Consider the following 23,322-nt stretch of genomic DNA (forward strand, 5'->3'; position numbering starts at 1 on the left):
TGTTCCCGCCCGTCCTCACACTCTTGGCAAAACGTTGCCATCCGGTCGCCGGCGGGGCCTGGCGGGTCGAGGGTAGGGCCATGACCACACAGATCACGGCCGCGGCGAGCGGCCAGTTCATGCTCGGCGGCGACCGCCGCGTCAACCGCCTCGGCTTCGGCGCGATGCGCCTGGCGGCAGGCACGTTCACCGGTCCTGCCCGCGACCCGCAGACCGGTGTCGCTGTCCTGCGGCAGGCAGTCGAGGCGGGTGTCGACCACATCGACACGGCCGGTTTCTACGCCCGGGGTGAAGTCAGCGCCAACGACCTGATCCGCACGGCGCTCGCGCCCTACCCGGCCGACCTGTTGATCGCCACCAAGGTCGGCCCGCTGCGCGGAGCGGACGGCATGCCCACCGGTCAGGCCGGTCCCGAGCAGCTGCGCGAGCTGGTGACCGAGGATCTGCGCGCCCTCGGTCTCGACCGGTTCGACCTCGTCTACCTGCGGGTCGGGGGGATGAGCGAGCCGGGCGGCGAGAGCGTGGCCGACCGGTTCGCGGCGCTGGCCGAGCTGCGCGAGGAGGGACTGATTCGCCACCTGGGGGTCAGCAACGTCGACGTGGCGCAGCTCGACGAGGCGCGGGGCATCGCGCCGGTCGTCGCGGTGCAGAACCAGTATCACGTGCATCGTCCCGATGACGCCGCCGTGCTCGCGCGCTGCGAGGCACACGCAATCGCCTACGTCCCGTTCTTCCCTCTCGGTGGCGGCTTCGATCCGATCGAGCACGACCGTCTCGCACAGGTCGCCAAGAGGCACGACGCGACGACCGCTCAGGTCGCCCTCGCCTGGTTGCTCGCCAGCTCTCCGAACATGCTGGCCATCCCCGGCACCGGCTCGCCCGCCCACCTCACCGAGAACCTCGCCGCGGCAGGTCTGCGCCTCGACGCCGCCGACCTCGCCGAGCTGCAGGCCTGATGCCGTGACGGGCTGACGGGCTTGGCAGCCCGAGTGCGACGGCCCGGCTCAGCCCGCGGCTTCCTGCCGCTTCCTCAGCGCCTCGCCGAGCGCCGTGCGGATCGCGCCGGGCAGCGGCTCGCCCTCCGTCGTGGCGATCAACTCGTCCGCCACCGCTCGCAGTTTGGTGTTGGAGTTCTGCGACACCTCGACGAGAATCCCCCACGCCTCGTCCGCGGTGCACGGGCCCAGCGACATCAGCATGCCCCGCGCCTGGTCGATGGAGGGGTGGGACTCCATGGCGCGGTGCAGGTCGTTGACCTCGGTGCGCAGCGCCTTGATCTCGGCGGCCTCATCCGCGCAATCGGCGTCGGGAGCCTGCGGCTCGGGGACGCGATCGCAAGGGGGGTTCAGCGCCGGTGTGTTGAGGGAGTCCGATGAGGAAGCCACCCGCTCTGCCTCTCGTCTGCTCACGCCGCCACTGTCGCGTCGGCAGGACTGCTGCTGAGGTGAGCATCGCAGATCCCACACATCCATGGCCAGAGTTTGTTGTTTCCGTGCATGCGACAGCGCCGGTGGCTGTCTGTCCCAACCGACCGGCGCCTACGTTCGCACAGCGCTGCGCATTCGCAGTGATCGAGTAGCCATCTGCGTTGATCTCAAACAAGTGCAGCGCCGACCACCTGCTCGGGCAGGCCCAAGTCGGCCACGCAAGCGGCGGGTGCGGCACGTCCGCCCGTTCGCAAGAGCGCATGTTCGACTGTCTCCGGCCGCACCCCGATTCGGGCGTAGACCACCTCAACAGCACCCCTACAGGCAGGCCCGCACGCTAGCGTCGCCGCAACGCACCGTTTGGCGGGAGGGGCAGGGATGCGGCGCTCGGCCGGGCATGACGTGCTGCTGCGATACGTGGCTGACGTGCAGCGCACAACCGATGGATGGGCCGCGGCGGGGCCCGGACTCGACGGACGTACCACGGGCCCCCTGGTGAAACTCGGGCTGGCCCGGGTGGCGCACCGCGAGGACCGGGCGGAGCTATCGGCGAGGGCCGGCAGGCCGATCAACTGGGCGGTGCAGCTGACGGACGACGGGTGGGATGCGCTCCTCTACGCCCAGATGCGGGCGGCTCCGCCGACCGTAGATGCTCCCGCGCCCGGCCTGCAGTTGGTGGGCCTGCGCCGCTCGGAGTTGGACGCCCTGAGGCGGTTCCTCGCCCTGGCCGGACGACTGCGGTGCGGGCCCGCTCCGGGGCTGGAATCGGCGGTGGACTCGGCCCGCTTCAACGCGGCGTCCAACCGATGGGTCGTGTACGTGAGCGGTGAGCAGATGGACTCGATGGCGCGCGCGTTCTTTCTGGAACGGCTCGGTGGCTCGGCGGCGGCCGCCAACCGTTTCGCCCGGGTGTACGGGGTGACCTATACGCCCCCTGCCCTGCTGCCCATCTCCGACTCCATGGCCCCGCAGGCACCGGAGCGCGACGAGGCCGCCGGGCTGCCCGGCGATCGCTTCGGCTGACTGCTGTCCGGCGACGTCGAGTCCGACATCGAGCCGTGTGCCGTGGGAACGCCGGGCAGCGAGCCCATGACCACCGTGACCTTGCCGGGCGCCGCCCGGGTCAGGTACCCGCGGTCACCGGCGAGTCGGTCTTGTCGCCCACCGAGTCCTGTGTCGCGGACTTCGGGATGGGCCGGTCCTCGCGCAGAGCGGTCCATACCTTGTGCGACGCCTTGTCCAGCGGCAGGACGCGTCCCGAGTCCTGGGAGTCGTAGGTGACCGGCATGGTGACCATGTTGGTGCGGTCGGGGCTGATGCCCTTCAGCTCCTTGGCCAGACCGAGGAGCTTGTCCGCGGACGCCAGTTCGGAGTCGGCGCTGATCGTCTTGGTCGCGGTGTCCGCCAGGTCGTACGACTTGGCCGGGCTGCCCAGCGGATCGACGGTTTCGGCGCGGTGGATCAGCGCCTTGATGAACGCCTGCTGGAGCTGGATGCGGCCCAGGTCACTGCCGTCGCCCACGCCGTGCCGGGTGCGCACGAGCTCCAGTGCCTGCTTGCCCTTGAGGGTGTGCTTGCCGGAGCTCAGGGCGAGACCGCTGTTGGGGTCGTGGATCGCCTTGCGGGTGGTGATGTCCACGCCGCCGAGCTCGTCGATGAGCTTCTGGAATCCCTTGAAGTCGACTTCGAGGTAGTGGTCCATGCGGACGCCCGACATCTTCTCGACCGTCTTCACGGTGCACGCCGGTCCGCCCACTTGGTAGGACGAGTTGAACATCGCCTGCTGCGCGCCGGCCGCCTTGCCGCCGTGCGTCTTGGCGCACTGGGGCCGCTCGACCATCGTGTCGCGCGGAATGCTGACGACCGAAGCCTTCTTGTGGGTCTTGTCGACGTGCAGGACCATCGCCGTGTCGGCGCGCGCGCCGCTGACGCCGCTGCCGTACTTGCCGTGGGTTCCCGCCCGGGAGTCGGACCCGAGCAGGAGGATGTTCATCGAGCCGTTCTTCTGCTGGCTGGGCCGGTCGTGCCCGAGGGCCGCGTTCATGTCCGTGCCCTGGATGTTGCCGTTGAGGTGCTGCCAGGCGTAGGCCACACCGCCTCCGCCGATCAGGACCGCTCCCAGGGCGCCCCACGCGACGTAGCGCAGAGTCTTCTTCCGCGGCTTGCGCCGGGAGCCCCGTACACGGGCGGGCCCGTAGTCGGGCACTGCGGGGCCGTCGGCCATGTGCGCCTGCTGCTCGTCACCGCTCTCGTGCGGCATGCGCTGCCCCTTTTCGTTGACCGGTTGCTCAGTAGGCGGAGTCGACGTTGTCGATCGAGCCGTACTTGTCGGCGGCGTAGTTGGCTGCCGCGGTGATGTTGGCGACCGGGTCGGTCAGGTTATTGGGGGTGCCCGACACGTGGTACGTGTCGAAGGTCGGCTGGATGACCTGGAGCAGGCCCTTCGACGGGGTGCCGTTCTGCGCGTTGACGTCCCAGCCGTTCTGCGCGTTCGGGTTACCCGCGGACTCGCGGATGATGTTGCGGTGCAGACCCTCGTAGGACCCGGGGATGCCCTTGTCCTTCATGATGTCGAGGGACTCGCGGATCCACCCGTCGAGGTTGTTGCCGTAGTTCTTGTCGTCCGCGGCGGCCTTGGCCGCCTGAGCCGCCTGGGCTGCCTTGGCGCTCGCCGCGGTCGGCTCGGCGGCCTGGGCCTGCGAGGGGATCAACGTGAGGGCCGCGGCAGCGGCACCGGCGGTGGCGATGCCCGCGACGGAGATCTTGCGCAGTCGAGTGGTGCGGCTGGTGCTGGTCTGCGTCTGGGTGGTGGCCATGCGGGGGTGACTCTCCAATGCGAAGGGGATGGAGGGCCTGGTCGACGCGAGCGAGATTCGCCCGGTGCGATCCCGGCTCTCCGGAACTTCAGCAAGGGTTAGCGCTGGCCCGAGCGGGACGCAATCATGTGACGTACTACCCCGGTACGCAGGACGCCCTGGTCAGAGGCCCTACAAGAGACCCACGGCCCACCGCGGGCGCCCCGCCGGGACTACTACCGTCGTTAGCATGTGACGTGGCTCCTATGGGTGGGCTCACAGCTTCGGCGGTGTTTTTCGGCTCCGAGGAGCTTGAGAACGGTGCCAGTGGGGTAGACGACCTCTTCTGAGGCCTCACCCGGCCGACTCGGCGCCCCACCAGGCCGATCTCACCGCGAAGGTGCAGGTCAGCCGCTTCACAGCCCCCACGCCTCCAGCACAAAGCCCCGGCTCCCCGGTGCGCTTCGTGCGCGCCGGGGAGCCGGGGCATGCGTGCGGGAGCACGCGGGCCGCTAGCGAGTGGTGCCGAGCCAGTCCTCGTAGTGGGTCGCGGCCACGCGCGCGTCGGGTCCCGCGACAAGCACGTCACCGTCGACGGCGGCGAACATGCCCGCCTTCTCGTCCACGACGACGTCTCGGCTGTCCTTACGGGCCGCCAGCGTGATGCGGCCGAGCTCGTCGAGCCGGAAGACGTCGGGGCCGGCGACGTCGAGCGTGCCGTTGAGCGGCGGGGCGGTCGCGACGTCGGCGAGGGCCTGGACCACCTCGGCCGTCGCGATGGGCTGAATGCGCGTGGCGGGCAGCCGGACGGTCTCCTCGTCGGCGGTCCAGGACATCACCGCGTCCATGAACTCGAAGAACTGGGTGGCGCGCACGATCGAGTACGGGGTGGGGCCCTGCCGCAGCAGCTCCTCCTGGAGCGTCTTCGCGCGGTAGTAGTCCAGCTGCGGCACCTGGTCGACGCCGACGATGGACAGGGTGACCTGATGGCGGACGCCGGCGCGCTCCCCCGCGGCCAGCAGCTGCCCCATGGTGGTGCGGAAGAAGTCCGGGGATGCCTCGTCGAACGTGGGCGAGTTCGACACGTTGACGACCGTGTCCGCGCCCTTGAGCGCCTCGTCGAGGCCCTCTCCGGTGAGCAGGTCGACTCCGGTGGACAGGGATGAGGCGACCACCTCGTGGCCTGCCTCGCGAAGCCGGGAGACGAGTTGCGAACCGATCAGTCCGGTACCGCCGATGACCGTGATGTTCATGCTCGTGCCCTTCTGTGGACCGAGTTCCTCTGCCGCCCCAGAGGTTGCCTGAGGCCACTCAAACTCGGATATCTGATGTCCGAGATAATACTCGGATAGCCTGTGTCCGAGTCAACTGGGAGGGCGTATGAAACTGTCCGGCGGCGTGGAATGGGCACTGCACTGCTGTGTGGTGCTGACCGCGGCAACCGAGCCGGTCCCGGCTGCCCGGCTGGCGCAGCTGCACGACGTCTCGCCCAGCTACCTGGCCAAACAGATGCAGGCCCTGTCCCGGGCGGACCTCGTGAAGTCCATCCAGGGCAAGACCGGCGGATATGTACTGACCAGGCCGGCCTCGGACATCGCGGTCCTGGACGTGGTGCAGGCCGTCGACGGGGCGAGCCCGGCGTTCACGTGCACCGAGATCCGTCAGCGCGGCCCCTTCGGGACGCCGCCCGAGGACTGCACGAAGCAGTGCCCCATCGCCCGCGCGATGAGTGCGGCCGACGCCGCCTGGCGCGCGTCGCTGGAGTCGGTCTCCATCGCCGACCTGGTCGGCTCGGTGGAGCAGGACAGCGGGCCCCAGGCGCTGCCGAGCATCGGTACGTGGCTCGACGCGGCGAACGTCTCCGACGGCTGAGGGCAAGCGAGGCTCCGGCCTCGACCGCCGGTCCGGCGCAGCGCTCGCGCCCATCGACGGTGTCGTCGACGGGCGCGGGCAACTGCGTGCGTACGCCTAGCCGCGCGGGGCGGGTTCCCGGTTGGCCGCGGCCCTGAGACCGGCAACCGTGAAGGCCACGACCAGCAGTGAGGCCAGCGCGGCCACCACCGCGGACAGCGCCGGGATGGGCGCGGTCACTCCGTCGGGCCGCAGCACGTAGGCGAGCGTCGTGGAGTCGACCCGGTCGTCCACGAGGTGGCCGACGGCCAGCGCTCCGGCCACCAAGGTGCTCACCACGGCCACGACCGGCGACGCGCTCAGGAACAGCGTCACGCCGGCCAGGGCGCAGACGATGGAGACGCCGAGCGCCGCCGGCAGGCCGAGGCTGGGTGCGTCCGACCAGTTCAGCGGGAAATGAGCCGCCGCACAGAGCAGGAGGAGTACGCCCGCCGCGCGACGCAGCCAGACCAGCGGCGTACCGCCGGGTGCTTGCGCGACCGCGTCGGCAGGAGCGGGCGCGGCGTGGGCGGCCTCGGCGGGCGGCGCGGACGGCGCCTGCGGGGTCTCGGCCTCGAACGCGGCCTGGGTCCCGGTGACCCCGGCCCCGGCGCTGTCGATGTCGATGTCCTTGTGTTCCCTCAGCCTGCCGATCAGCTGCATCAGATCCTCGACGGACCTGGCCGTGCCCGCGGCTTGCACCGCCTCGGCGCCGCTGTGCGGATCGTGGGGCGGGCGCGACAGCAGGTGGACGAGGCGGCTCACCTCCGGAATGGGCCGCTCCTCGACCGCGTGCCGGATGGCCTCGTCCATGTGCTCGGCGGAGTGCTTCGGCGGACCGAGCAGTTCCACCAGCCGGGTGACGTCGTCGACGGAGCGGGCCACCGCGGCCAGACGCAGTACCGAGGCGGCGGTCGTCACGCCGTCAGGTGACTGCTCCAGGAGGGTGACGAGGTCGACGACGTCGTCGAGGGGCCTGGACACCACGGCGACACGTATGAGCTCTTGCACGGCCTCGTCGTCGGCGTCGGGAGCCACCGGTTTTGGCCGGCCGTCGTCGGCTTCGGGGGCCGCGTGTCGCGCGGGCCCACCGCCGACGTCGGGCGCGGTCGGTTCCGGGGGCACGTCGTCGGTGTCGTGGTCGACTGCCTGGGGCCACGGGGCAGGCTGGTCACGGGTCGGGGCGCCGAGTTGCGCGGTGCCCCAGTGAACCGACGTCGTAACCAAAGGTTCGCCGGACCCGGAAGGATCCCCCGCGGCAGAAAATGACTCAGCGGCCATTTCGACTCTCCATTTCAGCGGGACGTCCTCATCCCACAGGTGTACGTGTATCCCGTTCTATGCACGCTTCTTTCACCCCGCCACCGGAGAAGTCGCCGGGCGGTCGTCATCGATCACCGGCCCGTAGGAAGTGACGGGGGGAACCGGACCGCACCGCCCCCGGCGCTCCATTGACCATGAATTTCATTTACGCCGAGAGCCGTACCGTGCGCCCATCCGCCGGTGACCGACCCGTACTCCTATGAGGTCAGGCCCTAACCGCTGCCGCCGCGGCCGGAGTTGACCGCTGCCGCGGGTACGATGATCCAATGACAAATCGGGGGCGCACACTCAAGGTCACGGCAACACTGGTGCTGTCGGCACTCGCGCTGACCGGCTTCACGACGGGCCGGGGCCACGGCGGGGGCAGTCGCCACGGCGGGGGCGGCGGAGGCGGCTGCAGCAGTTCGAGCCAGAACCACGACAGTTCGTCGTCCACCAGCTCCGGGTCGTCCGGATCGACGACATCAGGGTCGCGCTACGACGACGATGACGACGCGTACGGCAGCAGCGGCGACGGAAGCAGCAGCACCAGCGGCGGCACCTACAACCGGCGGCCGAACAACGGCTCCACCTCCTCCAGCTCCCCGGGCGGCGAGCGGATGAAGGACGCGAAGGCCACGTTGGTGAGCTGCGCGACCAAGACCGCCCCGTACGCGACGATCAAGGTCACGAACGGCAACGAGAAGACGGGCCGCTTCTTGGTGTCGGTCACTTTCGTGGACGCCGGCGGCATCACGATCACCGAAAAGAGCGAGGAGGTCAGGGTGGCCGGGAAGGGCAAGGCGACCACCCGGGTGGAGATCGGCGGCGAGGGTCTGGTCGACTCGGTCGACCACTGCGAAGTCACCCCGTACGCCGTCCCCGCCTCTACCTGAGCGCGGCCTCACCCCGCCACTCGCTCTCAGCGGCGCGGGAGTTGACCGTTACGGGGGGGCACGCCTTGACGTCGATTCGCCCCGCTCCCTAGCGTCGGCCAAGGATCTGGGGCACGTCGTCCGTCGGCTGCGTGCCCACCCCATTTCGGCCCGCCCCATCTCAGCCCGGCCGTCTCGGCCCGCCCCGACGAGCAGGATTCCCATGGCCCCGCACACCACGCCCTCACCCTCGCCCTCGCCTTCCGACGACGAGTCGGCCGCCGCCGCTCGACGCGACGCGTTCCACCCGGACCTCCCGGGCCACGGCGCCGGCTCCCTGCCGCTCGGCGCCCGCCTCCACCACATCCGCGCCGACGCCCTCGACGGCGACACGGCGCAGACGGGCGGCATGCGGCGCTTCGCCGCGATCAGCGGCGGGAGCGTCGGTTCGGAGCGCATCTGGATGGGCCAGACCCACGTCGCCCCGGACACCGCGTCCTCCAACCACCACCACGGGGCGTCGGAGACGGCCATCCACGTCATCAAGGGGCACCCGGAGTTCGTCTTCCTTGACGACTCCGGCGGCACGCCCGAGGAGATCCGGATCCGCACGGCTCCGGGCGACTACATCTTCGTCCCTCCATACGTCCCGCACCGCGAGGAGAACCCGAGCCCCGACGCCGAGGCCGTCGTGGTCATCGCCCGCAGCACGCAGGAGGCGATCGTGGTGAACCTGCCGGAGCTCTACGTCCTGGGCAGCGAACCCGCCGCCGAGCGCGCGGAGGGCTGACGGCGAGGGCTTCCCGACGGTGACGGCCCTCGATTTCGCCCAAGGCCCCGCGATGCTTCGAACCACGTGGTAACTTCCGTATACAAGGTGTATGCGATCTCTGGGGGTAGTGGTGGCATCGGGTCGGGAGAAGGCGTACGCGTACCTCAAGGACACGGTGCTGACGGACCCGGCGATGCAGGGCGAGTTCCTCTCGGAGCAGGACATCGCCAATCGGATCGGCGTCTCTCGCACCCCGATCCGCGAGGCGCTGCTCCTCCTGGCCGCCGAGGACCTGGTCGATCTGGTGCCCAAGCGCGGTGCGCGGGTGTCTCCCTTGTCGGGGCGTGAGATCACCGAGCTGATGCAACTCCGCGGGATCGTCGAGCGGTACGCGGCGCAGCACGTCATCGGCACAGGGGTGGCTCCGGTGCGGGAGTTGGGCGCGTTCCTGCAGCGGCAGCGCGTGCTCAGCGGCCCCGACCAGGCCAAGGAGTTCATCGACGTGGACCACCTGTTCCACTCGGCGCTCGTTTCGGCCGTGGGCAACACACTCCTGGACCGGCATTACGAGGGGTTGCGCAGCCGCCAGGTGCGGGCCGGCGTCGTGGCCCTGTACAACCAGCAGGGCCGCCAGGAAGCGGTCCTTCACGAGCACCAGGCGATCGTGGACGCGCTCACGGCCGGTGACGCGCAGGCCGCGTGCGCCGCGATCGACAGCCACCTGGAGTCGACGCTGAAGGTGCTGCTCGCCGGGTAGGCGGACGGGCGGGCGGATTCTCGGGTCCGCCGACACACACCGTCGGGCCGGAGGGCTCTGGCGGGAGCCCTCCGGCCGGACGGGCAGCGGGAGTTGGGGGTTCGGTCCGCTCGGTTCAGGTCCCCAGCCGGCGGTTGGCGAGCACCGGGATCTTCTCGCGGACCGCCGCGACCTCGTCGGCGTCGATCTCGGTCAGCAGGAGTTCCGGCTCGGCGCCCAGGCGGTGGCGTACGGTCCCGTCCGGGCCGACGAGCATGCTGTGCCCGACTCCGGTGGGCGCCGCGCCTCGGGGCTCGACTCCCCCGGTCGCCGGATCGGCCTGGCCGACGGCCGCGACCCACAGCGTGGCGTCCAGCGCCCTGGCCCGCACCAGCAGCTCCCACTGATCGATCTTGCCGGGGCCCGCGCCCCAGGAGGCCGCCAGCAGGGTCGCGGTGGCCCCGGCGTCGGCGTGCGCCCGGAACAGTTCGGGGAAGCGCACGTCGTAGCACGTGGCCAGGCCCAGGCGGACGCCGTCCACGTCGATCGTGACGACCTGCGACCCGGCGGCGACGGTGTCGGACTCCGCGTAGCCGAACGCGTCGTAGAGATGGATCTTGTCGTACGTCGCTTCGGTGCCGCGGCCCGTGGCCAGCAGCGTGTTGGCCACCCGGCCGCCGGGAGCCGGAGTGAACATGCCCGCCACGACGGTGATGCCCGCCGACTCGGCGATGGCGCGGACCGCGGTGGCCCAAGGGCCGTCCAGGGGTTCGGCGACGGGCGCGAGGGGGGTACCGAAGCAGGCCATCGACGCCTCGGGGAACACGACGACGTCGGCGCCCGCGTCGGCCGCGCGTGAGGTCCATTCCTCGATGAGCGCGAGGTTCTTGGTGGGCTCGGGTCCGGTGGTGAGCTGACTCAGTGCGATGCGCACGGTGGACCGCCTTTCGGCGTCGGGAGGGCGGGTGGGACGAACATCAGGGGGCGGCGGGCACGGTCTGCGGCGCCTCGGCTCCGGCGTTGGCGAGCAGCGCGTCCTCCTTCTCGGCGTGCGCGGAGTCCCTACCCAGGCAGAGGCCGATGAGGGTCACGGCTGCCGCGGCGGCGAGGTAGAGCGCCAGGGGGACCCAGCTGTCGTAGGAACTGAGCAGGGCGGTGAACAGCAGCGGGGCGATCGCACCGCCGATGAGGCCCGCAAGAGTGTAGGCGAGCGAGGAGCCGGTGTAGCGCAGGCGGGGCGAGAACTGCTCGGCCACGAAAGCCGCTTGCGGCCCGTACATGAAGGAGTGGATGGCCAGTGCCACCACGACTCCGCACACCAGCAGGATCCAGCTGCTGCCGTCGACCACGAGGAAGAACACGAACGGCCACGCCCCCGCGGCGAGGGCGGAACAGCCGTACAGCAGACGGCGGTTGACCCGGTCGGACAGGGCTCCCGCCAGGGGGATGAGGAAGATCTGCAGGAAGGAGCCGAGCAGGACGGCCGTCAGCGCGGAGCCGCGGGTCATGCCCAGTTCGTCGGTGGCGTACGTGAGGACGAAGACGGTGAACATCGCGTACAGCACATCGGGGGCGACCCGGCTGAGAATCGCCGCGCACAGGGCGCGCGGCTGGGTGGTGAAGACCTCGCGGATCGGCGCCTCGGGCCGGGATTCCTCGGCCTCCATGGCCTTGAAGACCGGGGTCTCCTCCAGCTTCGCCCGGATCCACAGGCCGAAGCCGACCAGGACGCCGGACAGCAGGAAGGCCACGCGCCAGCCCCAGGACAGGAATTGCTCCTCGGTCAGGAGCACGCCCAGGGCCGCGAGGACGCCGTTGGCCAGGAGATTTCCCGCGGGCGGTCCGATCTGTGCGGCCGAGGCGTAGAAGCCGCGACGGCGCGGGTCACCGAACTCGCTGGACAGCAGGACCGCGCCGCCCCATTCGCCGCCGACCCCGACGCCCTGCGCGAACCGCAGCAGGACCAGGGCGATGGGGGCGGCGACACCCGCGGTGGCGTGGGTGGGCAGGACCCCGATGAGGAACGTGGCCGCGCCGATGAGGACCAGGGTGGCGACGAGGACCTTCTTGCGGCCGATCACGTCGCCGAGGCGGCCGAAGACGATCCCGCCGAGCGGGCGCGACAAGTAGCCGACGGCGTAGGTGGAGAACGCCAGGAGGGTGCCGGTGAGGGGGTCCTCCGAGGGGAAGAAGAGATCCCCGAAGACGAGTGCCGCGGCGGCGGAGTAGACCGCGAAGTCGTACCACTCCAGAGCGGTCCCGGTGAGGCTGGCGAAGAAGGCCCGGCGGATGCCGGAGCGGTCCGGCGAAACCGCCGCCGGGCCCTGAGGGGTGTGCTGCATGCTTCCCGATCCTTGCGTCGAGGGACATCGACCTGGGCATCGATTCGGATATCGACCTTCCGGCATACTTCTTGTATACAGGTCGTATGCGCAACCCCCTCGCCGGAAGTTGACCGTGTCGAGACCCGCCCCCCCTTTCCTGGAGTGCCCCATGACCGTGCTGACCTTCGAACTCCCCGACGGCTCGACCCGTGAGGTCGACGTCGTGCAGGTGCTCAACGCCGGGTACGCCGGGCGGCAGCAGGCCGACGTGGCCGCGCACGTCGCCGAGCTGGCCGAGCTCGGGGTGCCCGCGCCGTCGGTGACCCCGGCCCTCTACCCCGTCTCCCCCTACCTGGCGCAGCAGACCGACCGGGTCGCCGCCCCGCACGCCCGCACGTCGGGCGAGGCCGAATGGGCGCTGGTCGTCGCGGACGGCGGCGAGCTGCTCCTCACGGCCGCGTGCGACCACACCGACCGCGACCTCGAGGTCCACGGCGTGGCCTGGAGCAAGAACGCCGCGCCCGACGTCCTGGCCCGGCAGGCCTGGCCCCTCGCCGACGTCGAGCCGCGCATCGACGAGCTGACCCTGCGCGCCTGGGTCACCCACGTCGACGGCCGGGAGACCGAGATCCAGCACGGCACCCTCGCCGAACTCCTCACCCCCGCCTACTGGGCCGGCGTACTGCGCGAGCGCGGCGAACTGATCCCCGGCACGGTCCTGATCTCGGGCACCATCCCCATGGCCGAGGGCGTGGACCAGTTCGCCGACGGCTGGCGAGTGGAACTCGGCGACCCCGCCACCGGCAACACGATCCGGCTCGCCTACGAGGTGGTACCGCTGCCGAAGCCGATCGGCTGAGCGTTCCGGGACGCTTCCCTACCGGGATTCCAGGGCGGACCGGCTGACGTTCCTCAGGAACAGCACCGGCGTCACCGCCGTGGCCACCGCGAACACCCCGAAGGCCATCCGCATGCCGCCCAGTTCGGCCAGGATGCCCACCAGCGCCGCGCCCAGCGGCATGGCACCGAAACTGAAGAGCCGGGCTGCCGCGCCATAGCGTCCGAGCATCTCGTCGGGGACCATGCGCTGGGTGAGGGTGCGGGCGTTGACCGACCAGAGCGTGCCGCCCATACCGCCGAGGAAGGCACCGGCCGCGACCGCCCAGATGCTGGTGGTGAGGGCGGGCAGTGCCACCATCGCGATGGTGCCGATCAGGTCGGCGAACATCGCCCGGTGCGCACCGAGCAGCCGGTTCACCCAGGTCACGGTCACCGCGCCGGCCAGCCCTCCGACCCCGAGGGCGCTGAGCACGATGCCGTACTCCTGCGGCCCGAGCTCCATGGCCTGCTTGGCGTAGAGCGGCATGATCGCCAGCCAGGCGCCCCAGACGGCCGAGAGCACGGCGACGACCACCGACAGCGTGCGCAGCAGCCGGTCGCGCCAGAGGAAGCGCAGCCCTTCGGCGATGCGGCTGTTGACCGAGACGGGGGCCGCCTCCGGTGCGGGCCCGGTGGGCCGGAAGCGGCCCACCAGCAAGAACAGGGCGAGGGCGGCGACCGCGTACGCGACGCCTGTCACCCCCAGCGCCAGACCGGTCCCCGCCGCCAGCAGCAGACCGCCGACGAAGGGCCCGGCGAACTCCTGGCCCACGGTCTCGGCGCCCACCATCCAGGTGTTGGCGCGCGCCCGCCCCGCCTCCGGCACCGCGGCAGGGACCAGCGCGGAGGAGGAGGTCGAGGCCAGTACGTCGGCGACGCCGAGGATCGCCCCGGCGGCGAAGAGCTGGCCGAGCGTGAGGCCGCCGGTCGCGACGGAGACAGCGAGCCAGCCCATCGCGGCCAGCCGCATGCCGTTGGCGCCCCCGAGCAGCCGCCGCCGGTCGAAGCGGTCGACGAGTACGCCGACGTGCAGGGCGATCAGCAGCCAGGGCAGCGTGAGGGTCAGCGATACGGCGGTGATCTGGGCCGGAGAGCCGGTGAGCTGGGTGGCGAGCAGCGGGAGGGCCATCTTCATCACGCCGTCGGCGAGGTTGGTCGCGGCGGTGAAGCCGACCAGGACGACCGTGTTGCGGCGGCCGGGGTCGGGTGCCGGAGTTGGCCCTGACCCTGAGCCTGGTCCTGCGCCTGGCGGAAGGGAGACCTTCTGCTTCAACGTGCCGAGATCTTCGCCGGCTTCCGCCCGCGCAGGTATCGCCGTGGCCATGACCGCCCCCTCGCCCCGTAACCGTCTAAGCCTTTAGCCGGTGAGACCACTCTGCCGCACACGCCGCCCCATCCGCAACCGGTAAAACGCTTAGGCGGTAGAATGGCGGGAACGTGCAGGACGGGAACGTGCAGGAGGTGACGCGCAATGCTGGAACCCCCGGCCTCAGCCGTCCTGGTGGAGGCATTCGCCAACACGGTCGACGTGGAAGAGGCGAGCGACGAGATCGCCACACCGGCCGGACTGTCCGGCTGGCTGAAGGACCGCGGCCTGCTCGACGCGCCCCGCGAGGTCTCCGCCGAAGCACACGCGAGCTACGTCGCCCTTCGCTCGGGCATCCGCGAGGAGTTGGGCGCCCACGTGGGCGACACTCCTGACCCACGGCTGCTCGCCGCTGCGGACCGGGTGCTGGCCGAACACCCGGTGCTCGTCACGGCCCGCGGCGCCCTGACCCCTGCGGCGGGTCTGCCTCCGGAGCGCGGACCGCTGGCCGTGCTGGCCATCGCGTGGAGCGAGCTGGTCACGACCGGGGACGCCGCCCGGCTCAAGCGCTGCGCCGAGCACACCTGCGGCTGGGCGTTCTGGGACGTGTCGAAGAACCGAAGCCGCCGCTGGTGCTCGATGAAGGTCTGCGGCAACCGCAACAAGTCCCGTTCCTACGCCTCCCGGCAACGGCAGGCGACCTAGCTCCCTCCCGAATCCCGGCCCTGGGTGCCTGGCCACGTGACCCTCGGGGCGGTTCGTAAGCAACGGTGCGGCCGTGCGGCTACCCGAAGATGAGCTCGACGTCCTTGTCGACGCACAGGCGCAGGATGATGATCAGCTGCCTGAGGTCGTCGGTGCGTCGTTGGAGTACGGGGTCGTCGGCGTCGGGTCGGCGTTGGTCGAGAATTACTCCCAGGCGGGGCAACATCGCCGCGCATTGAGCGGGCGTGAGGTCGGGGCCGTCGTCGTCCGGGTGGCTGAGCAGCGGCGCCAGCGTGGTGGAGACGCTGTGCCACGGGCGATCCCCGTCGAAGCCCTGCATCTCGGAGAGAGTGACTCCCTCGGCCTGGGCGAGCCAGTTCCTGAACATGCTGAAGCCGGTGTAGGACCAGGAGATGTCGGGGCTCGTCACGTCGTCGTCGCCCGGGAAGAGCATCAGTCCCATCTTGTCCCCCTTGTTTGCCCGGTGCCCAGGATCGTTCGTGGGGAGGGATGCCGGCAACCGAAATGATCACCGCGTCGCGGAACCACCGGCCCGGCGTGCTGCCTGCTGGTCCAGCGCCAGCCAGACCAGGTCCCGGGTCACGGGCATCTCGGTGAAGCGGATGCCGGTGGCGTCCCGCAGTGCGTCGGCGAAGGAGCGCGGTGCCACTGAGCCGCTCGGCCCGCCCCCCGTACCGTCTCGTCATACGGCCCTCCCTGTCCGACGACGGAGCGATCAGTTAGAAAGGAGTGATCAGTCAGTATGGGAAGGGTCCGGCCGTCGTATCGCTGTCGGAACACGCCCTCCCACCACCGCTCCCCCACCAGAGGTTGTCCGCACATGCCCGCCGCCGCAGCCCCCTGGCTGCTCCTCGCCGTCTTCTCCGGCACCCTGATATCCCTGCAGGCGCGTATCACCGGGGAGCTCGCCGCCGGGCTCGGTGGCGACGGGTTCGCAGCCGCGGTGATCTCCTTCGGCTCGGGGTTCGTGGTTTTGACCCTCGGGCTTCTGGTACTGCGCGGACCGCGCCGCGGGGCCGGCCTGGTGCTCGCGGACGTACGCAGCAGGCGGCTCAAGTGGTGGCAGGTGCTCGGCGGCTTCGGAGGAGCGGCCTTCCTGCTCGCGCAGGGGCTGACCGTCGGGGCCCTTGGGGTCGCACTGTTCACCGTCGCGATCGTCGCGGGCCAGGTCACCGGCGGGTTGCTCTTCGACCGGATGGGGCTCGGTCCTGCCGGACCACAGCGGCCCACGCGGCGCAGGGTCGTCGGTGCGATGCTCGTGCTCGCGGCCGTGGGCCTGTCGATGGCGGACAAACTGGGCGGCGGATTCCCGTACTTGATGCTGGTGCTGCCGCTGGTCGCAGGTGTCTGCGTGAGTTGGCAGCAGGCCGTCAACGGGCACGTGAAGAATGCCGCCGGATCCGCCTACGCGGGGACGTTCTTCAACTTCGCCGCAGGTACCGGCGCGTTGGCAGTCGTCTTCCTGGTGCATGCCGCGGCCACCGGCCTTCCGCCCCACCTGCCGTCCGAGCCGTACCTCTATCTCGGCGGCCTGGTCGGCATCTCCTTCATCACCATCGCGGTCGCCGCCGTCCACAAGCTCGGCGTGCTGCTCCTGGGGCTGTGCACGATCACCGGCCAGTTGGTCGGCTCACTCGCCCTCGACCTGCTGCTGCCGCACGGCGATACGCAGGTCACGGCGGCCACGGTCGCGGGAGCCGTGCTCGCCCTGGCGGCGGTCGCGGTCGCGGCACTCTCGGGCACCCGGTCGGGCCGAGTCGTCGCTTCGAGCGACGGCGTGCCGCGTTCCGCCGCTCCGGAGCGGGTGAACGACCAGGGCAGGCCGTAGGTCCCGGCCAACTTCGTGCGGGCGGTGTTGACCGGCGGTGGCGGCCGGCTTGAGGTTCTTGGCGGCGGCGATGCGCTCCGCCGTCAGGCAGGCGAGCCGGAACCAGCTGCGAGATGACGACGTCCGCGTCGGCCAGCCGCACGGCAGCTTCATGACGCAGGACCGGCGCGGTTTCTGGGAGGAACGCGGCTATCACGACACCGCCGCCCGCTCCCCGCGCCGACACAAACCCGGCGACGTCGACGATCATCCCCGGGATACTGGTCCCCCATGGATGAAGTCGAAGTCGTCGTCGCCCATTCCGAGCGCGCGACCCTGCGCGTCGGCGACGTGTTTCTGAAAGTGGACGCCGATCAGGCGCGCATCGACGCCGAGGTCGAGGCGATGTCCCTCGCGCCGGTCCCGACCCCGGAGGTCCTGTGGCGCAAGCCGCCCGTGCTCGCCATCGCCGCCCTCCCGGGGACGACGCTCGGCCGCCTCGGCGAGCCGTCGACCGCGTCACCGGCCGCGTGGGCCGCGGCGGGCGCCACCATCCGGCAGTTGCACGACGCGCCACTGCCGCCCCGGCCCGGCCGGGCCGGGCGGAGCCGCGTCGCGCTGGCGGCGGAACTCGACGACGAGTGCGCGCTGCTCGTGACGCAGGGCGTCCTGCCCGTCGGCCTGGTCACCCGCAACCGCCAGGTCGCCGAGGCCGCGCTCCGGCCCTGGACTCCGGCGTTCACGCACGGCGACCTGCAGATCGCTCACGTCTTTGTCGACGGCGGCGAGGTCACCGGCATCATCGACTGGTCCGAGGCAGGCCAGGGCGACGCCCTGTACGACCTCGCCACCTTCACGCTCGGCCACGAGGAACACCTCGACGACGTCATCGCGGGCTACGGCACCCACGTCGACCTCGACGTGATCCGCGCCTGGTGGTCGTTGCGGAGCCTGCTGAGCGTTCGCTGGCTGGTCGAGCACGGCTTCGACCCCCACGCGCCGGGCTGCGAGGTCGACGTGCTGCGATCCCGGATGTGAGGCCGCACGGGCCCGTGACACCTACTTGGTCGTGTGCGTGGGGTAGACCTGGACATCGGTGTAGGCACCCTTGACGTCGCCCGCGCTCGCGGGCCAGTCCAGGGTCACGGAGTGGGTCTCGTTCGGGGGCGTGACCAGGATGTTGGTCGGGTGCGCGAGGCTCTCGCCGCTGTCGTCGATGTCGTAGGCGAGGTTGAAGACGGCGGCGTCGCCGGGCTTCAGGGTGGTGACACGCGGCTGGGCGTGGCCGCGCTCGATGGGGTTCGAAGTGTTGTCCTCGTCCTTGATGTCGACGCCCGCGAAGCCGGTCGCCGAGCAGGTGGTCGAACCCCGGTTGATCATGGTGATGTCGATCCGGCCGGAGGCCTCGTCGGGCGCGGCGTCCTGGGCGTCGATGGCCAGGTCCTCGGTCTTGCAGAACGTGACCTTGCTGCTGGTCTCAGCCGCACCGTTCGCGGCGTCGGTGTTGGCCTTGGTGTCCTGTCCGGAGTCCGCCTTCGCGTCGCCGGCCTCGGACTGCGAGCCACTGTCGGAGTCGGAGCCGGAGGAAGAAGAAGACGAGGACGAGGACCCCTTGGAGGACGAGTCCTTGCCGGAGTCGTCGCCGCCACAGGCGGTGAGCGAGAGGCTGGCGGCGACGCTGATGGCGGCGAGAGCGGCGATGCGGGTGTACTTCACGGTGTTCCCCCAGAAGGAGCGTGGTCGGTGCATGCGGTCAGAAGTATTTGTATCTCGCACCGAGTTACAGCCCGTGCTCCGCGACGTCATCGTTCTGTCACAGGCGTATCGACCTCTTGCCCCGCGGATCACGCTCCGAGAGGCCCAAGTAAGTTGTCCGTATGTCCTCCGTACTTGTTGTTGGCTATGACCCGCAGGCAATACCCGGCGTCGACGCGGAGGGCCTTCGCGCGGCCCTGGACAAAGAGTTGACCCGGTTCGGGGAGCACGGCATCGAAGCGGCCATGACGCTCGTCGTGTTCGGCGATTCTGCCGAGGCCACGCTCGTCGCGGCGCTGACCGAGCGTGCGTGGGACGTGGTGGTCGTCGGGGCCGGGATCCGCAAGACGGAGCAGTTGCTTCCGCTCTTCGAGCAGATCGTGAATCTGATCCACCGCCATGCTCCCCAGGCCGCCATCGCGTTCAACACCAACGGCGCGGACAGCGTCGAGACGGCACGACGCCGACTCTAGAGAGCGCCGACCGGATCCTCACCCACAGACGCGTCCGGTCCCCGTTGACCGGGGGCAACCCCTTCCCCACCGCAGAGCGAGGAACACCATGGCACAGCGCGCCGCGACCATCGTCGGCGGCGGGATCGGCGGCCTCGCGGCGGCCATCGCCCTGCATCGGCGGGGCTGGCGCGTCGAAGTGCTCGAGCGGGCCCCGCAGTTCACCGAGATCGGCGCCGGTATCTCCCTGTGGCCCAACGCGCTGCGTGCCCTTGAGGCGCTCGGCCTGGACGGTCCCGTCCGGGCGCTGGGCGCCGTCGAGACCGGTGGCGGTGTACGCGATCGCCGGGGACGCTGGCTTTCTCGTACGGACAATGCGGAGCTGTCCCGCAGGTTCGGGCATCCGCTCGTGGTCCTGCACCGTGCGGACCTGTTGCGGGTGCTCGCCGAGGCGTTGCCCGCCGCGTGTCTGCGGCCGGACAGTGAGGTGACCGCGGTCCGCGACGACCGCCACGGACCGGTCGTCGAGCGTCCCGGGGGCACGTCCCGGCCCGACCTCGTGGTCGGCGCCGACGGGCTGCGAAGCGCGGTCCGCGGTGCGCTGTGGCCCGACGCGGCCGGTCCCCGGTACGCCGGCTACACCGCCTGGCGCATGGTCACCGAACCCCTCGCCGATCCCCCGTCCGAGGGGGCGGCGACCTGGGGGCGCGGGGAGAGGTTCGGCTGTACCGCGTTGCCGGGCGGGCGGATGTACTGCTTCGGGACCGCGTCGCTTCCGGCGGGAACCGTCAGCGGTTCGTCCGAATACGCGGAGCTGGTGCGCCGGTTCGGGGCCTGGCCGGATCCCATCCCCGCGCTGCTGGCCGCCGTCCCCGAAGACGCGGTGCTCCGCCACGACCTGTACGACCTGCCGCCGCTGTCCTCGTTCGTCCGTGGCCGGGTCGCGCTCCTTGGCGACGCGGCCCACGCCATGACCCCGAACCTGGGCCAGGGCGCGTGCCAGGCGCTGGAGGACGCGGTCACGCTCGCCCACTGCCTCGACGACGCCCCGGACGTGACCGACGCCCTGCGCTCGTACGACCTGCTGCGCCGCCCGCGGACCCAGGCCATCGCGCGCCGTTCCGCCCGGCTCGGCTCGATCGGCCAACTGTCGTGGCCGCCCGCGGTACTGCTGCGTGACACGGCCGCCCGGCTGATGCCCGAGCGGGCCACGCTGCGTTCCATGACGCCGGTGCTCGGCTGGACCGCACCCGGCGACCGGGATGCCGCGACGAAGAACGAGAGACCCTGATGCCGGACTGGACGTATCACCCCCTGCGTGGCGCGGCAGCCGCCGTACTCGGCCTGCGCCGTTCGCAGCGAACCGCCCTGCGGCTGCTGGCCTCGGTCGGCTCCCGTCCCGCGGGGGCGCGGCTGATCGCCCGGGGCTTCGGTCACCGCCATCCACCGGAGCAGCTCGCCGGGGAGATCGGCGGTGTGCCGGTGGCCGTCCGTGTCGGGATATCCGTGCCGCCCTCGCTGGCCCGTGACACGATCCGCGCCATGTCGCCGCTCGGCGCCGGTGTCGTCGAGGTGGCCCCCGTCTCGGTGGACGACGCGCAGACCGTACGCGAGGCCGCGGCGGGACGCTCGATCCCGCTGGTCGTGCGCGCCGCGGACCCGGAGGCCGAGGCCGCCCTCAAACCCCACGTCGACGGGTTCACCGGCGGCGACGACCCGCGCATCGTTCACGTGTCCGATGCGTCGGTCACCGCCGCTGCTGCCGCGCTCAGGCAGCCGGGCGCCGTCGTGCTCGCCCGCCCGGAGGTGCTCGTAGCGGCGGGACCGGGCTGGTTCGCGCGCGTCACCGAGGCGGCCACGCCCACCGCTCCGGCTCCGGTACTGCGAGAGGTCGGCCGCGATCCCCGCCGCTGGCCCGCCTGGTGGTGGGCGCTGCTCGTCGGGCTCGGCATGACGGTCGCCGGTCTCGGCGCCGCGGCGATCACGCTCGGGCCGGTGCTGCTCTGGTACGACCGCGACTACCTCGGCATGACGCTGCACGAACTGCACGCCGCCAACCACCACCTGGTGCACTTCCTCCAGCACGACCGGATCACCATGGCCGGCACGATGGTGGCGATCGGCGCCCTCTACACCGGCCTCGCCGTGGGCGGGATCCGACGCGGCTGGCCCTGGGCCCGCGAGGCGTATCTGCTCTCGGGGGCGATCGGCTTCCCCACCTTGTTCTACTTCCTGGCCACCGGCTTCGTGGAACCCCTGCACACGGCGACCGCCCTCGTGCTGTTCCCGATGTTCGTGGCAGCGGTCCGTCGCGCCCCGCACGTCCCGAGGTGGCGCCCGGCTGCCGAAGGGCCGGAGCCTGAGCGACGACGGGCGCTGGTCGGGCAACTCCTGATGATTCTCACGGGAGCGGGGCTGTTCGCCGGCGGGGCCGTGATCTCGGTGGTCGGCCTGACGGACGTCTTCGTCCCCGCCGACCTGACCTTCCTGGGCACGGACGCACCGACCCTGGAAGCCGTGAACTCCCGGCTCGTGCCGTTCCTCGCCCATGACCGTGCGGGGTTCGGCGGCGCCCTGATGTCTGCCGCGGTGGCGATCGTCCTGCTCAGTGCGTGGGGCTGGCGGCGCGGTGAGGCCTGGGTGTTCTGGACCCTGGCCGCAGCGGCGGCCGCCGGCTTCCTGCCGGCCGTCGTGGTGCACGGCACGATCCACTACACCGACTTCATGCACCTCGCGCCGGTCTACTTCGGCATCGCCCTGACCGGCACCGGCCTGCTCCTCGCGCGCCCGTACCTGTGCGCCAAGCCGTCGTCGGCGACGCGTCCGCAGAGCTGACGGCTCCCCGCCTCAGGGCGCGAGAGCCGTTCAGGGCGCGAGAGCCGTCGGTCCCTCTCGGTCACTCCTCGGCGCCGCCGCCGAACCCGATCTCATTGCCGTCCGGGTCGCGGAAGGTGGCCTTGCGGACGCCGTTGGCGTACGTCTCACGCACATCCGGTTTCAGACCCCGCTCGGCGATCTCGGAGAGGCGGGCGTCGAAGTCCCCGACGAAGACGGTGTGCAGGGCGTGCCCCGCGTGTTCGGGCCGCACCTCGATGAACACGTACCGGTGCTCGGCGAGCTCCCACACCGCCTCGGTCTCATTGGGCAGGAAGGACGGCGGCATGCCCAGGAGCCGCCCGTACCAGGCCACCGCCACGGTGTAGTCACTGACGGGAATTCCCGCGAACAGATCTACGGTCATGCGGCCATGCTAAGCACGCCGGCTCGGGCGCGGCGGTCCCCCACGACCATCCGCGCCGGGTGAAGATCTCCGGGACCTCGGCGAGCCGCCGTGGGGGCCAGGCCGGTGCGGGCGTATCCGATTTCCCCTTGCTCCTAAGATCGTTCCGTTGGAGGCTACGGGGATGCCGAATCAGCCGACCTTCGTACTTGTCCACGGCGCCTTCGCCAACTCCTTCTCGTTCGCGCCGCTTCAGGCGGAGCTCTGCCTGCTCGGCCACCGTTCGGTCGCGCTCGACCTTCCGGGGCACGGGTTCGACGCGACCTTCGCCGCGGCCTATCAGGCGCCTCAGGATCTCGACGCGCTCGCCACGGAACCAGGAAGAATCAAGGGGGTCACCCTTGCCGACAATGCCGCCCGCGTGATCGAGGTCCTGGAGCGGGCGAAGCAGAACGGGCCGACGATCCTCGTCGGTCACAGCAGGGGTGGCGCCACGATCACCGCGGTGGGCAACGCCCGGCCCGATCTGATCGACCGGATCGCCTATGTCTCTGCCTGGTGTCCCGTCGACCTGGACGTCAACGGCTACTACGCCGAGCCGGAGATGGCCGATGTCGACCCGGGCGCCTTCCTCTCGGCACTCGTCGGGAACCCGGCGGAGCTCGGTGTGCTCCGGGTCAACTTCCGCACCGCGGAGCCGCGGACACTCGCCGCGATGAAGCAGGCCATCGCCGCCGACCTCACCGATGACGAGTTCCGGACGTTCCTCAACACCTTCCAGCCCGATGAGAACCTCGATGTCGGCACGTCGGCCGACCGGACCCGGGCCGCGACGTGGGGTCGCATTCCCAGGACGTATGTACGCCTGGCCGACGACGCCAGCATTCCGCTCGCCATGCAGGACCGCATGATCCGCGAGGCCGACGTGCTCACGCCCGACAACCCTTTCGATGTCGCAACCCTCGAGTCGAGCCACCTGAGCTGGCTCGTCCACCCCGGGCCCGCCGCCCGCCTGCTCGCGAACCTCGCGACGCACTGACGCTCCGCCACCGCTCA

The 23,322-nt window shown here is 70.9% G+C and carries 26 protein-coding genes; 14 read left to right on the forward strand and 12 right to left on the reverse strand.

Annotated elements, in window-relative coordinates; genetic code table 11:
• The first annotated feature begins 80 nt into the window (after positions 1–80).
• On the forward strand, positions 81–956 hold the full coding sequence (locus ACFUPX_RS15715; RefSeq protein ID WP_383321495.1) for an oxidoreductase: 876 nt from the start codon (positions 81–83) through the stop codon (positions 954–956).
• Positions 957–1,004: 48 nt separating this feature from the next.
• On the opposite strand, the gene ACFUPX_RS15720 is transcribed toward ACFUPX_RS15715, so the two are convergent.
• Complete coding sequence (locus ACFUPX_RS15720) at positions 1,005–1,409, reverse strand: ANTAR domain-containing protein (RefSeq protein ID WP_383321498.1); 405 nt, start codon at positions 1,407–1,409, stop codon at positions 1,005–1,007.
• Between the two features lie 444 nt (positions 1,410–1,853).
• Between ACFUPX_RS15720 and ACFUPX_RS15725 the strand changes: the two genes are divergently transcribed.
• Entirely contained in the window at positions 1,854–2,450 is a 597-nt protein-coding gene (locus tag ACFUPX_RS15725; RefSeq protein WP_383321501.1) for a DUF6417 family protein, read from the forward strand.
• Between the two features lie 100 nt (positions 2,451–2,550).
• Here the strand turns inward: ACFUPX_RS15725 and ACFUPX_RS15730 are convergent, their stop codons facing one another.
• The 3 genes from ACFUPX_RS15730 to ACFUPX_RS15740 form a co-directional block, all read right to left on the reverse strand.
• The gene (locus tag ACFUPX_RS15730; RefSeq protein ID WP_383321504.1) at positions 2,551–3,687 is read right to left on the reverse strand and encodes an LCP family protein; all 1,137 of its coding nucleotides are present in this window, start codon (positions 3,685–3,687) and stop codon (positions 2,551–2,553) included.
• Positions 3,688–3,715: 28 nt separating this feature from the next.
• Positions 3,716–4,243, reverse strand: a complete 528-nt coding sequence (locus tag ACFUPX_RS15735; RefSeq protein WP_383321507.1) for a transglycosylase SLT domain-containing protein — start codon at positions 4,241–4,243, stop codon at positions 3,716–3,718.
• A gap of 491 nt (positions 4,244–4,734) precedes the next feature.
• A complete protein-coding gene (locus ACFUPX_RS15740) occupies positions 4,735–5,475 on the reverse strand; it encodes an SDR family oxidoreductase (RefSeq protein WP_383321510.1) in 741 nt (246 codons plus the stop codon).
• A 127-nt stretch (positions 5,476–5,602) separates the two neighbouring features.
• On the opposite strand from ACFUPX_RS15740, the gene ACFUPX_RS15745 reads away from it, so the two are divergent.
• Positions 5,603–6,094: an RrF2 family transcriptional regulator gene (locus ACFUPX_RS15745; protein WP_383321513.1), complete on the forward strand. Its 492-nt coding sequence runs from the start codon at positions 5,603–5,605 to the stop codon at positions 6,092–6,094.
• A gap of 96 nt (positions 6,095–6,190) precedes the next feature.
• Here ACFUPX_RS15745 and ACFUPX_RS15750 read toward each other — a convergent pair whose 3' ends face one another.
• Positions 6,191–7,237, reverse strand: coding sequence for a hypothetical protein (locus tag ACFUPX_RS15750; protein ID WP_383321516.1), 1,047 nt, complete (start codon positions 7,235–7,237; stop codon positions 6,191–6,193).
• Between the two features lie 464 nt (positions 7,238–7,701).
• Between ACFUPX_RS15750 and ACFUPX_RS15755 the strand changes: the two genes are divergently transcribed.
• The 3 genes from ACFUPX_RS15755 to ACFUPX_RS15765 all read left to right on the forward strand — a co-directional run bounded on the left by ACFUPX_RS15755 (position 7,702) and on the right by ACFUPX_RS15765 (position 9,818).
• On the forward strand, positions 7,702–8,310 hold the full coding sequence (locus ACFUPX_RS15755; RefSeq protein ID WP_383321519.1) for a hypothetical protein: 609 nt from the start codon (positions 7,702–7,704) through the stop codon (positions 8,308–8,310).
• 202 nt (positions 8,311–8,512) lie between these two features.
• The gene (locus tag ACFUPX_RS15760) at positions 8,513–9,079 is read left to right on the forward strand and encodes a cupin domain-containing protein (protein ID WP_383321522.1); all 567 of its coding nucleotides are present in this window, start codon (positions 8,513–8,515) and stop codon (positions 9,077–9,079) included.
• A gap of 91 nt (positions 9,080–9,170) precedes the next feature.
• Positions 9,171–9,818: a GntR family transcriptional regulator gene (locus tag ACFUPX_RS15765; RefSeq protein ID WP_383321524.1), complete on the forward strand. Its 648-nt coding sequence runs from the start codon at positions 9,171–9,173 to the stop codon at positions 9,816–9,818.
• A gap of 115 nt (positions 9,819–9,933) precedes the next feature.
• Here the strand turns inward: ACFUPX_RS15765 and ACFUPX_RS15770 are convergent, their stop codons facing one another.
• Both ACFUPX_RS15770 and ACFUPX_RS15775 read right to left on the reverse strand, forming a co-directional pair.
• Complete coding sequence (locus ACFUPX_RS15770; protein WP_383321527.1) at positions 9,934–10,731, reverse strand: carbon-nitrogen hydrolase family protein; 798 nt, start codon at positions 10,729–10,731, stop codon at positions 9,934–9,936.
• A gap of 43 nt (positions 10,732–10,774) precedes the next feature.
• Positions 10,775–12,139: an MFS transporter gene (locus tag ACFUPX_RS15775; protein WP_383321530.1), complete on the reverse strand. Its 1,365-nt coding sequence runs from the start codon at positions 12,137–12,139 to the stop codon at positions 10,775–10,777.
• A 151-nt stretch (positions 12,140–12,290) separates the two neighbouring features.
• Between ACFUPX_RS15775 and ACFUPX_RS15780 the strand changes: the two genes are divergently transcribed.
• Positions 12,291–12,980, forward strand: coding sequence for a DUF2848 domain-containing protein (locus ACFUPX_RS15780; RefSeq protein ID WP_383321533.1), 690 nt, complete (start codon positions 12,291–12,293; stop codon positions 12,978–12,980).
• A gap of 18 nt (positions 12,981–12,998) precedes the next feature.
• Here the strand turns inward: ACFUPX_RS15780 and ACFUPX_RS15785 are convergent, their stop codons facing one another.
• Positions 12,999–14,324: an MFS transporter gene (locus ACFUPX_RS15785; protein WP_383321536.1), complete on the reverse strand. Its 1,326-nt coding sequence runs from the start codon at positions 14,322–14,324 to the stop codon at positions 12,999–13,001.
• A gap of 147 nt (positions 14,325–14,471) precedes the next feature.
• Between ACFUPX_RS15785 and ACFUPX_RS15790 the strand changes: the two genes are divergently transcribed.
• A complete protein-coding gene (locus ACFUPX_RS15790) occupies positions 14,472–15,011 on the forward strand; it encodes a CGNR zinc finger domain-containing protein (RefSeq protein ID WP_383321539.1) in 540 nt (179 codons plus the stop codon).
• A gap of 79 nt (positions 15,012–15,090) precedes the next feature.
• Here the strand turns inward: ACFUPX_RS15790 and ACFUPX_RS15795 are convergent, their stop codons facing one another.
• Positions 15,091–15,474 (reverse strand): hypothetical protein, encoded by a 384-nt coding sequence (locus tag ACFUPX_RS15795; protein ID WP_383321542.1) that lies wholly within the window; start codon positions 15,472–15,474, stop codon positions 15,091–15,093.
• Between the two features lie 66 nt (positions 15,475–15,540).
• Positions 15,541–15,681 carry a hypothetical protein gene (locus tag ACFUPX_RS15800; RefSeq protein ID WP_383321545.1) on the reverse strand — a complete coding sequence of 47 codons (141 nt, stop codon included), beginning with the start codon at positions 15,679–15,681 and terminating at the stop codon, positions 15,541–15,543.
• Between the two features lie 171 nt (positions 15,682–15,852).
• On the opposite strand from ACFUPX_RS15800, the gene ACFUPX_RS15805 reads away from it, so the two are divergent.
• Positions 15,853–16,860, forward strand: coding sequence for a DMT family transporter (locus tag ACFUPX_RS15805; protein ID WP_383321548.1), 1,008 nt, complete (start codon positions 15,853–15,855; stop codon positions 16,858–16,860).
• 270 nt (positions 16,861–17,130) lie between these two features.
• The gene (locus tag ACFUPX_RS15810) at positions 17,131–17,877 is read left to right on the forward strand and encodes a phosphotransferase family protein (RefSeq protein ID WP_383321551.1); all 747 of its coding nucleotides are present in this window, start codon (positions 17,131–17,133) and stop codon (positions 17,875–17,877) included.
• A gap of 21 nt (positions 17,878–17,898) precedes the next feature.
• Here the strand turns inward: ACFUPX_RS15810 and ACFUPX_RS15815 are convergent, their stop codons facing one another.
• Positions 17,899–18,588: a DUF4232 domain-containing protein gene (locus ACFUPX_RS15815; RefSeq protein WP_383321554.1), complete on the reverse strand. Its 690-nt coding sequence runs from the start codon at positions 18,586–18,588 to the stop codon at positions 17,899–17,901.
• Positions 18,589–18,716: 128 nt separating this feature from the next.
• Here ACFUPX_RS15815 and ACFUPX_RS15820 point away from each other — a divergent pair, with 128 nt between their 5' ends.
• From ACFUPX_RS15820 to ACFUPX_RS15830, 3 genes are all read left to right on the forward strand, one after another.
• The gene (locus ACFUPX_RS15820) at positions 18,717–19,067 is read left to right on the forward strand and encodes a hypothetical protein (RefSeq protein ID WP_383321557.1); all 351 of its coding nucleotides are present in this window, start codon (positions 18,717–18,719) and stop codon (positions 19,065–19,067) included.
• Between the two features lie 88 nt (positions 19,068–19,155).
• Entirely contained in the window at positions 19,156–20,337 is a 1,182-nt protein-coding gene (locus tag ACFUPX_RS15825; RefSeq protein WP_383321560.1) for an FAD-dependent monooxygenase, read from the forward strand.
• Positions 20,337–21,881, forward strand: coding sequence for a hypothetical protein (locus ACFUPX_RS15830; protein WP_383321563.1), 1,545 nt, complete (start codon positions 20,337–20,339; stop codon positions 21,879–21,881). Before ACFUPX_RS15825 ends, ACFUPX_RS15830 begins: the two co-directional genes overlap by 1 nt.
• Before the next feature lie 61 nt (positions 21,882–21,942).
• On the opposite strand, the gene ACFUPX_RS15835 is transcribed toward ACFUPX_RS15830, so the two are convergent.
• Positions 21,943–22,287 carry a VOC family protein gene (locus ACFUPX_RS15835; RefSeq protein ID WP_383321566.1) on the reverse strand — a complete coding sequence of 115 codons (345 nt, stop codon included), beginning with the start codon at positions 22,285–22,287 and terminating at the stop codon, positions 21,943–21,945.
• A gap of 163 nt (positions 22,288–22,450) precedes the next feature.
• On the opposite strand from ACFUPX_RS15835, the gene ACFUPX_RS15840 reads away from it, so the two are divergent.
• Positions 22,451–23,305, forward strand: coding sequence for an alpha/beta fold hydrolase (locus ACFUPX_RS15840; protein WP_383321569.1), 855 nt, complete (start codon positions 22,451–22,453; stop codon positions 23,303–23,305).
• The last annotated feature ends 17 nt before the right edge of the window (positions 23,306–23,322 follow it).

It is taken from the genome of Streptomyces sp. NPDC057302 (assembly GCF_042667685.1).
In the GTDB taxonomy this organism is placed as follows: domain Bacteria; phylum Actinomycetota; class Actinomycetes; order Streptomycetales; family Streptomycetaceae; genus Streptomyces.

Bases quoted from the DNA above. Each gene is read 5' to 3' on its own strand.
- ACFUPX_RS15790 (WP_383321539.1), top strand. From the start codon at position 14,472: ATGCTGGAACCCCCGGCCTCAGCCGTCCTGGTGGAGGCATTCGCCAAC.
- ACFUPX_RS15730 (WP_383321504.1), bottom strand. From the start codon at position 3,687: ATGCCGCACGAGAGCGGTGACGAGCAGCAGGCGCACATGGCCGACGGC.
- ACFUPX_RS15745 (WP_383321513.1), top strand. From the start codon at position 5,603: ATGAAACTGTCCGGCGGCGTGGAATGGGCACTGCACTGCTGTGTGGTG.
- ACFUPX_RS15735 (WP_383321507.1), bottom strand. From the start codon at position 4,243: ATGGCCACCACCCAGACGCAGACCAGCACCAGCCGCACCACTCGACTG.
- ACFUPX_RS15815 (WP_383321554.1), bottom strand. From the start codon at position 18,588: ATGCACCGACCACGCTCCTTCTGGGGGAACACCGTGAAGTACACCCGC.
- ACFUPX_RS15835 (WP_383321566.1), bottom strand. From the start codon at position 22,287: ATGACCGTAGATCTGTTCGCGGGAATTCCCGTCAGTGACTACACCGTG.
- ACFUPX_RS15780 (WP_383321533.1), top strand. From the start codon at position 12,291: ATGACCGTGCTGACCTTCGAACTCCCCGACGGCTCGACCCGTGAGGTC.
- ACFUPX_RS15840 (WP_383321569.1), top strand. From the start codon at position 22,451: ATGCCGAATCAGCCGACCTTCGTACTTGTCCACGGCGCCTTCGCCAAC.
- ACFUPX_RS15820 (WP_383321557.1), top strand. From the start codon at position 18,717: ATGTCCTCCGTACTTGTTGTTGGCTATGACCCGCAGGCAATACCCGGC.
- ACFUPX_RS15760 (WP_383321522.1), top strand. From the start codon at position 8,513: ATGGCCCCGCACACCACGCCCTCACCCTCGCCCTCGCCTTCCGACGAC.
- ACFUPX_RS15755 (WP_383321519.1), top strand. From the start codon at position 7,702: ATGACAAATCGGGGGCGCACACTCAAGGTCACGGCAACACTGGTGCTG.
- ACFUPX_RS15795 (WP_383321542.1), bottom strand. From the start codon at position 15,474: ATGGGACTGATGCTCTTCCCGGGCGACGACGACGTGACGAGCCCCGAC.
- ACFUPX_RS15715 (WP_383321495.1), top strand. From the start codon at position 81: ATGACCACACAGATCACGGCCGCGGCGAGCGGCCAGTTCATGCTCGGC.
- ACFUPX_RS15765 (WP_383321524.1), top strand. From the start codon at position 9,171: ATGCGATCTCTGGGGGTAGTGGTGGCATCGGGTCGGGAGAAGGCGTAC.
- ACFUPX_RS15805 (WP_383321548.1), top strand. From the start codon at position 15,853: ATGCCCGCCGCCGCAGCCCCCTGGCTGCTCCTCGCCGTCTTCTCCGGC.
- ACFUPX_RS15740 (WP_383321510.1), bottom strand. From the start codon at position 5,475: ATGAACATCACGGTCATCGGCGGTACCGGACTGATCGGTTCGCAACTC.
- ACFUPX_RS15810 (WP_383321551.1), top strand. From the start codon at position 17,131: ATGGATGAAGTCGAAGTCGTCGTCGCCCATTCCGAGCGCGCGACCCTG.
- ACFUPX_RS15775 (WP_383321530.1), bottom strand. From the start codon at position 12,139: ATGCAGCACACCCCTCAGGGCCCGGCGGCGGTTTCGCCGGACCGCTCC.
- ACFUPX_RS15830 (WP_383321563.1), top strand. From the start codon at position 20,337: ATGCCGGACTGGACGTATCACCCCCTGCGTGGCGCGGCAGCCGCCGTA.
- ACFUPX_RS15785 (WP_383321536.1), bottom strand. From the start codon at position 14,324: ATGGCCACGGCGATACCTGCGCGGGCGGAAGCCGGCGAAGATCTCGGC.
- ACFUPX_RS15825 (WP_383321560.1), top strand. From the start codon at position 19,156: ATGGCACAGCGCGCCGCGACCATCGTCGGCGGCGGGATCGGCGGCCTC.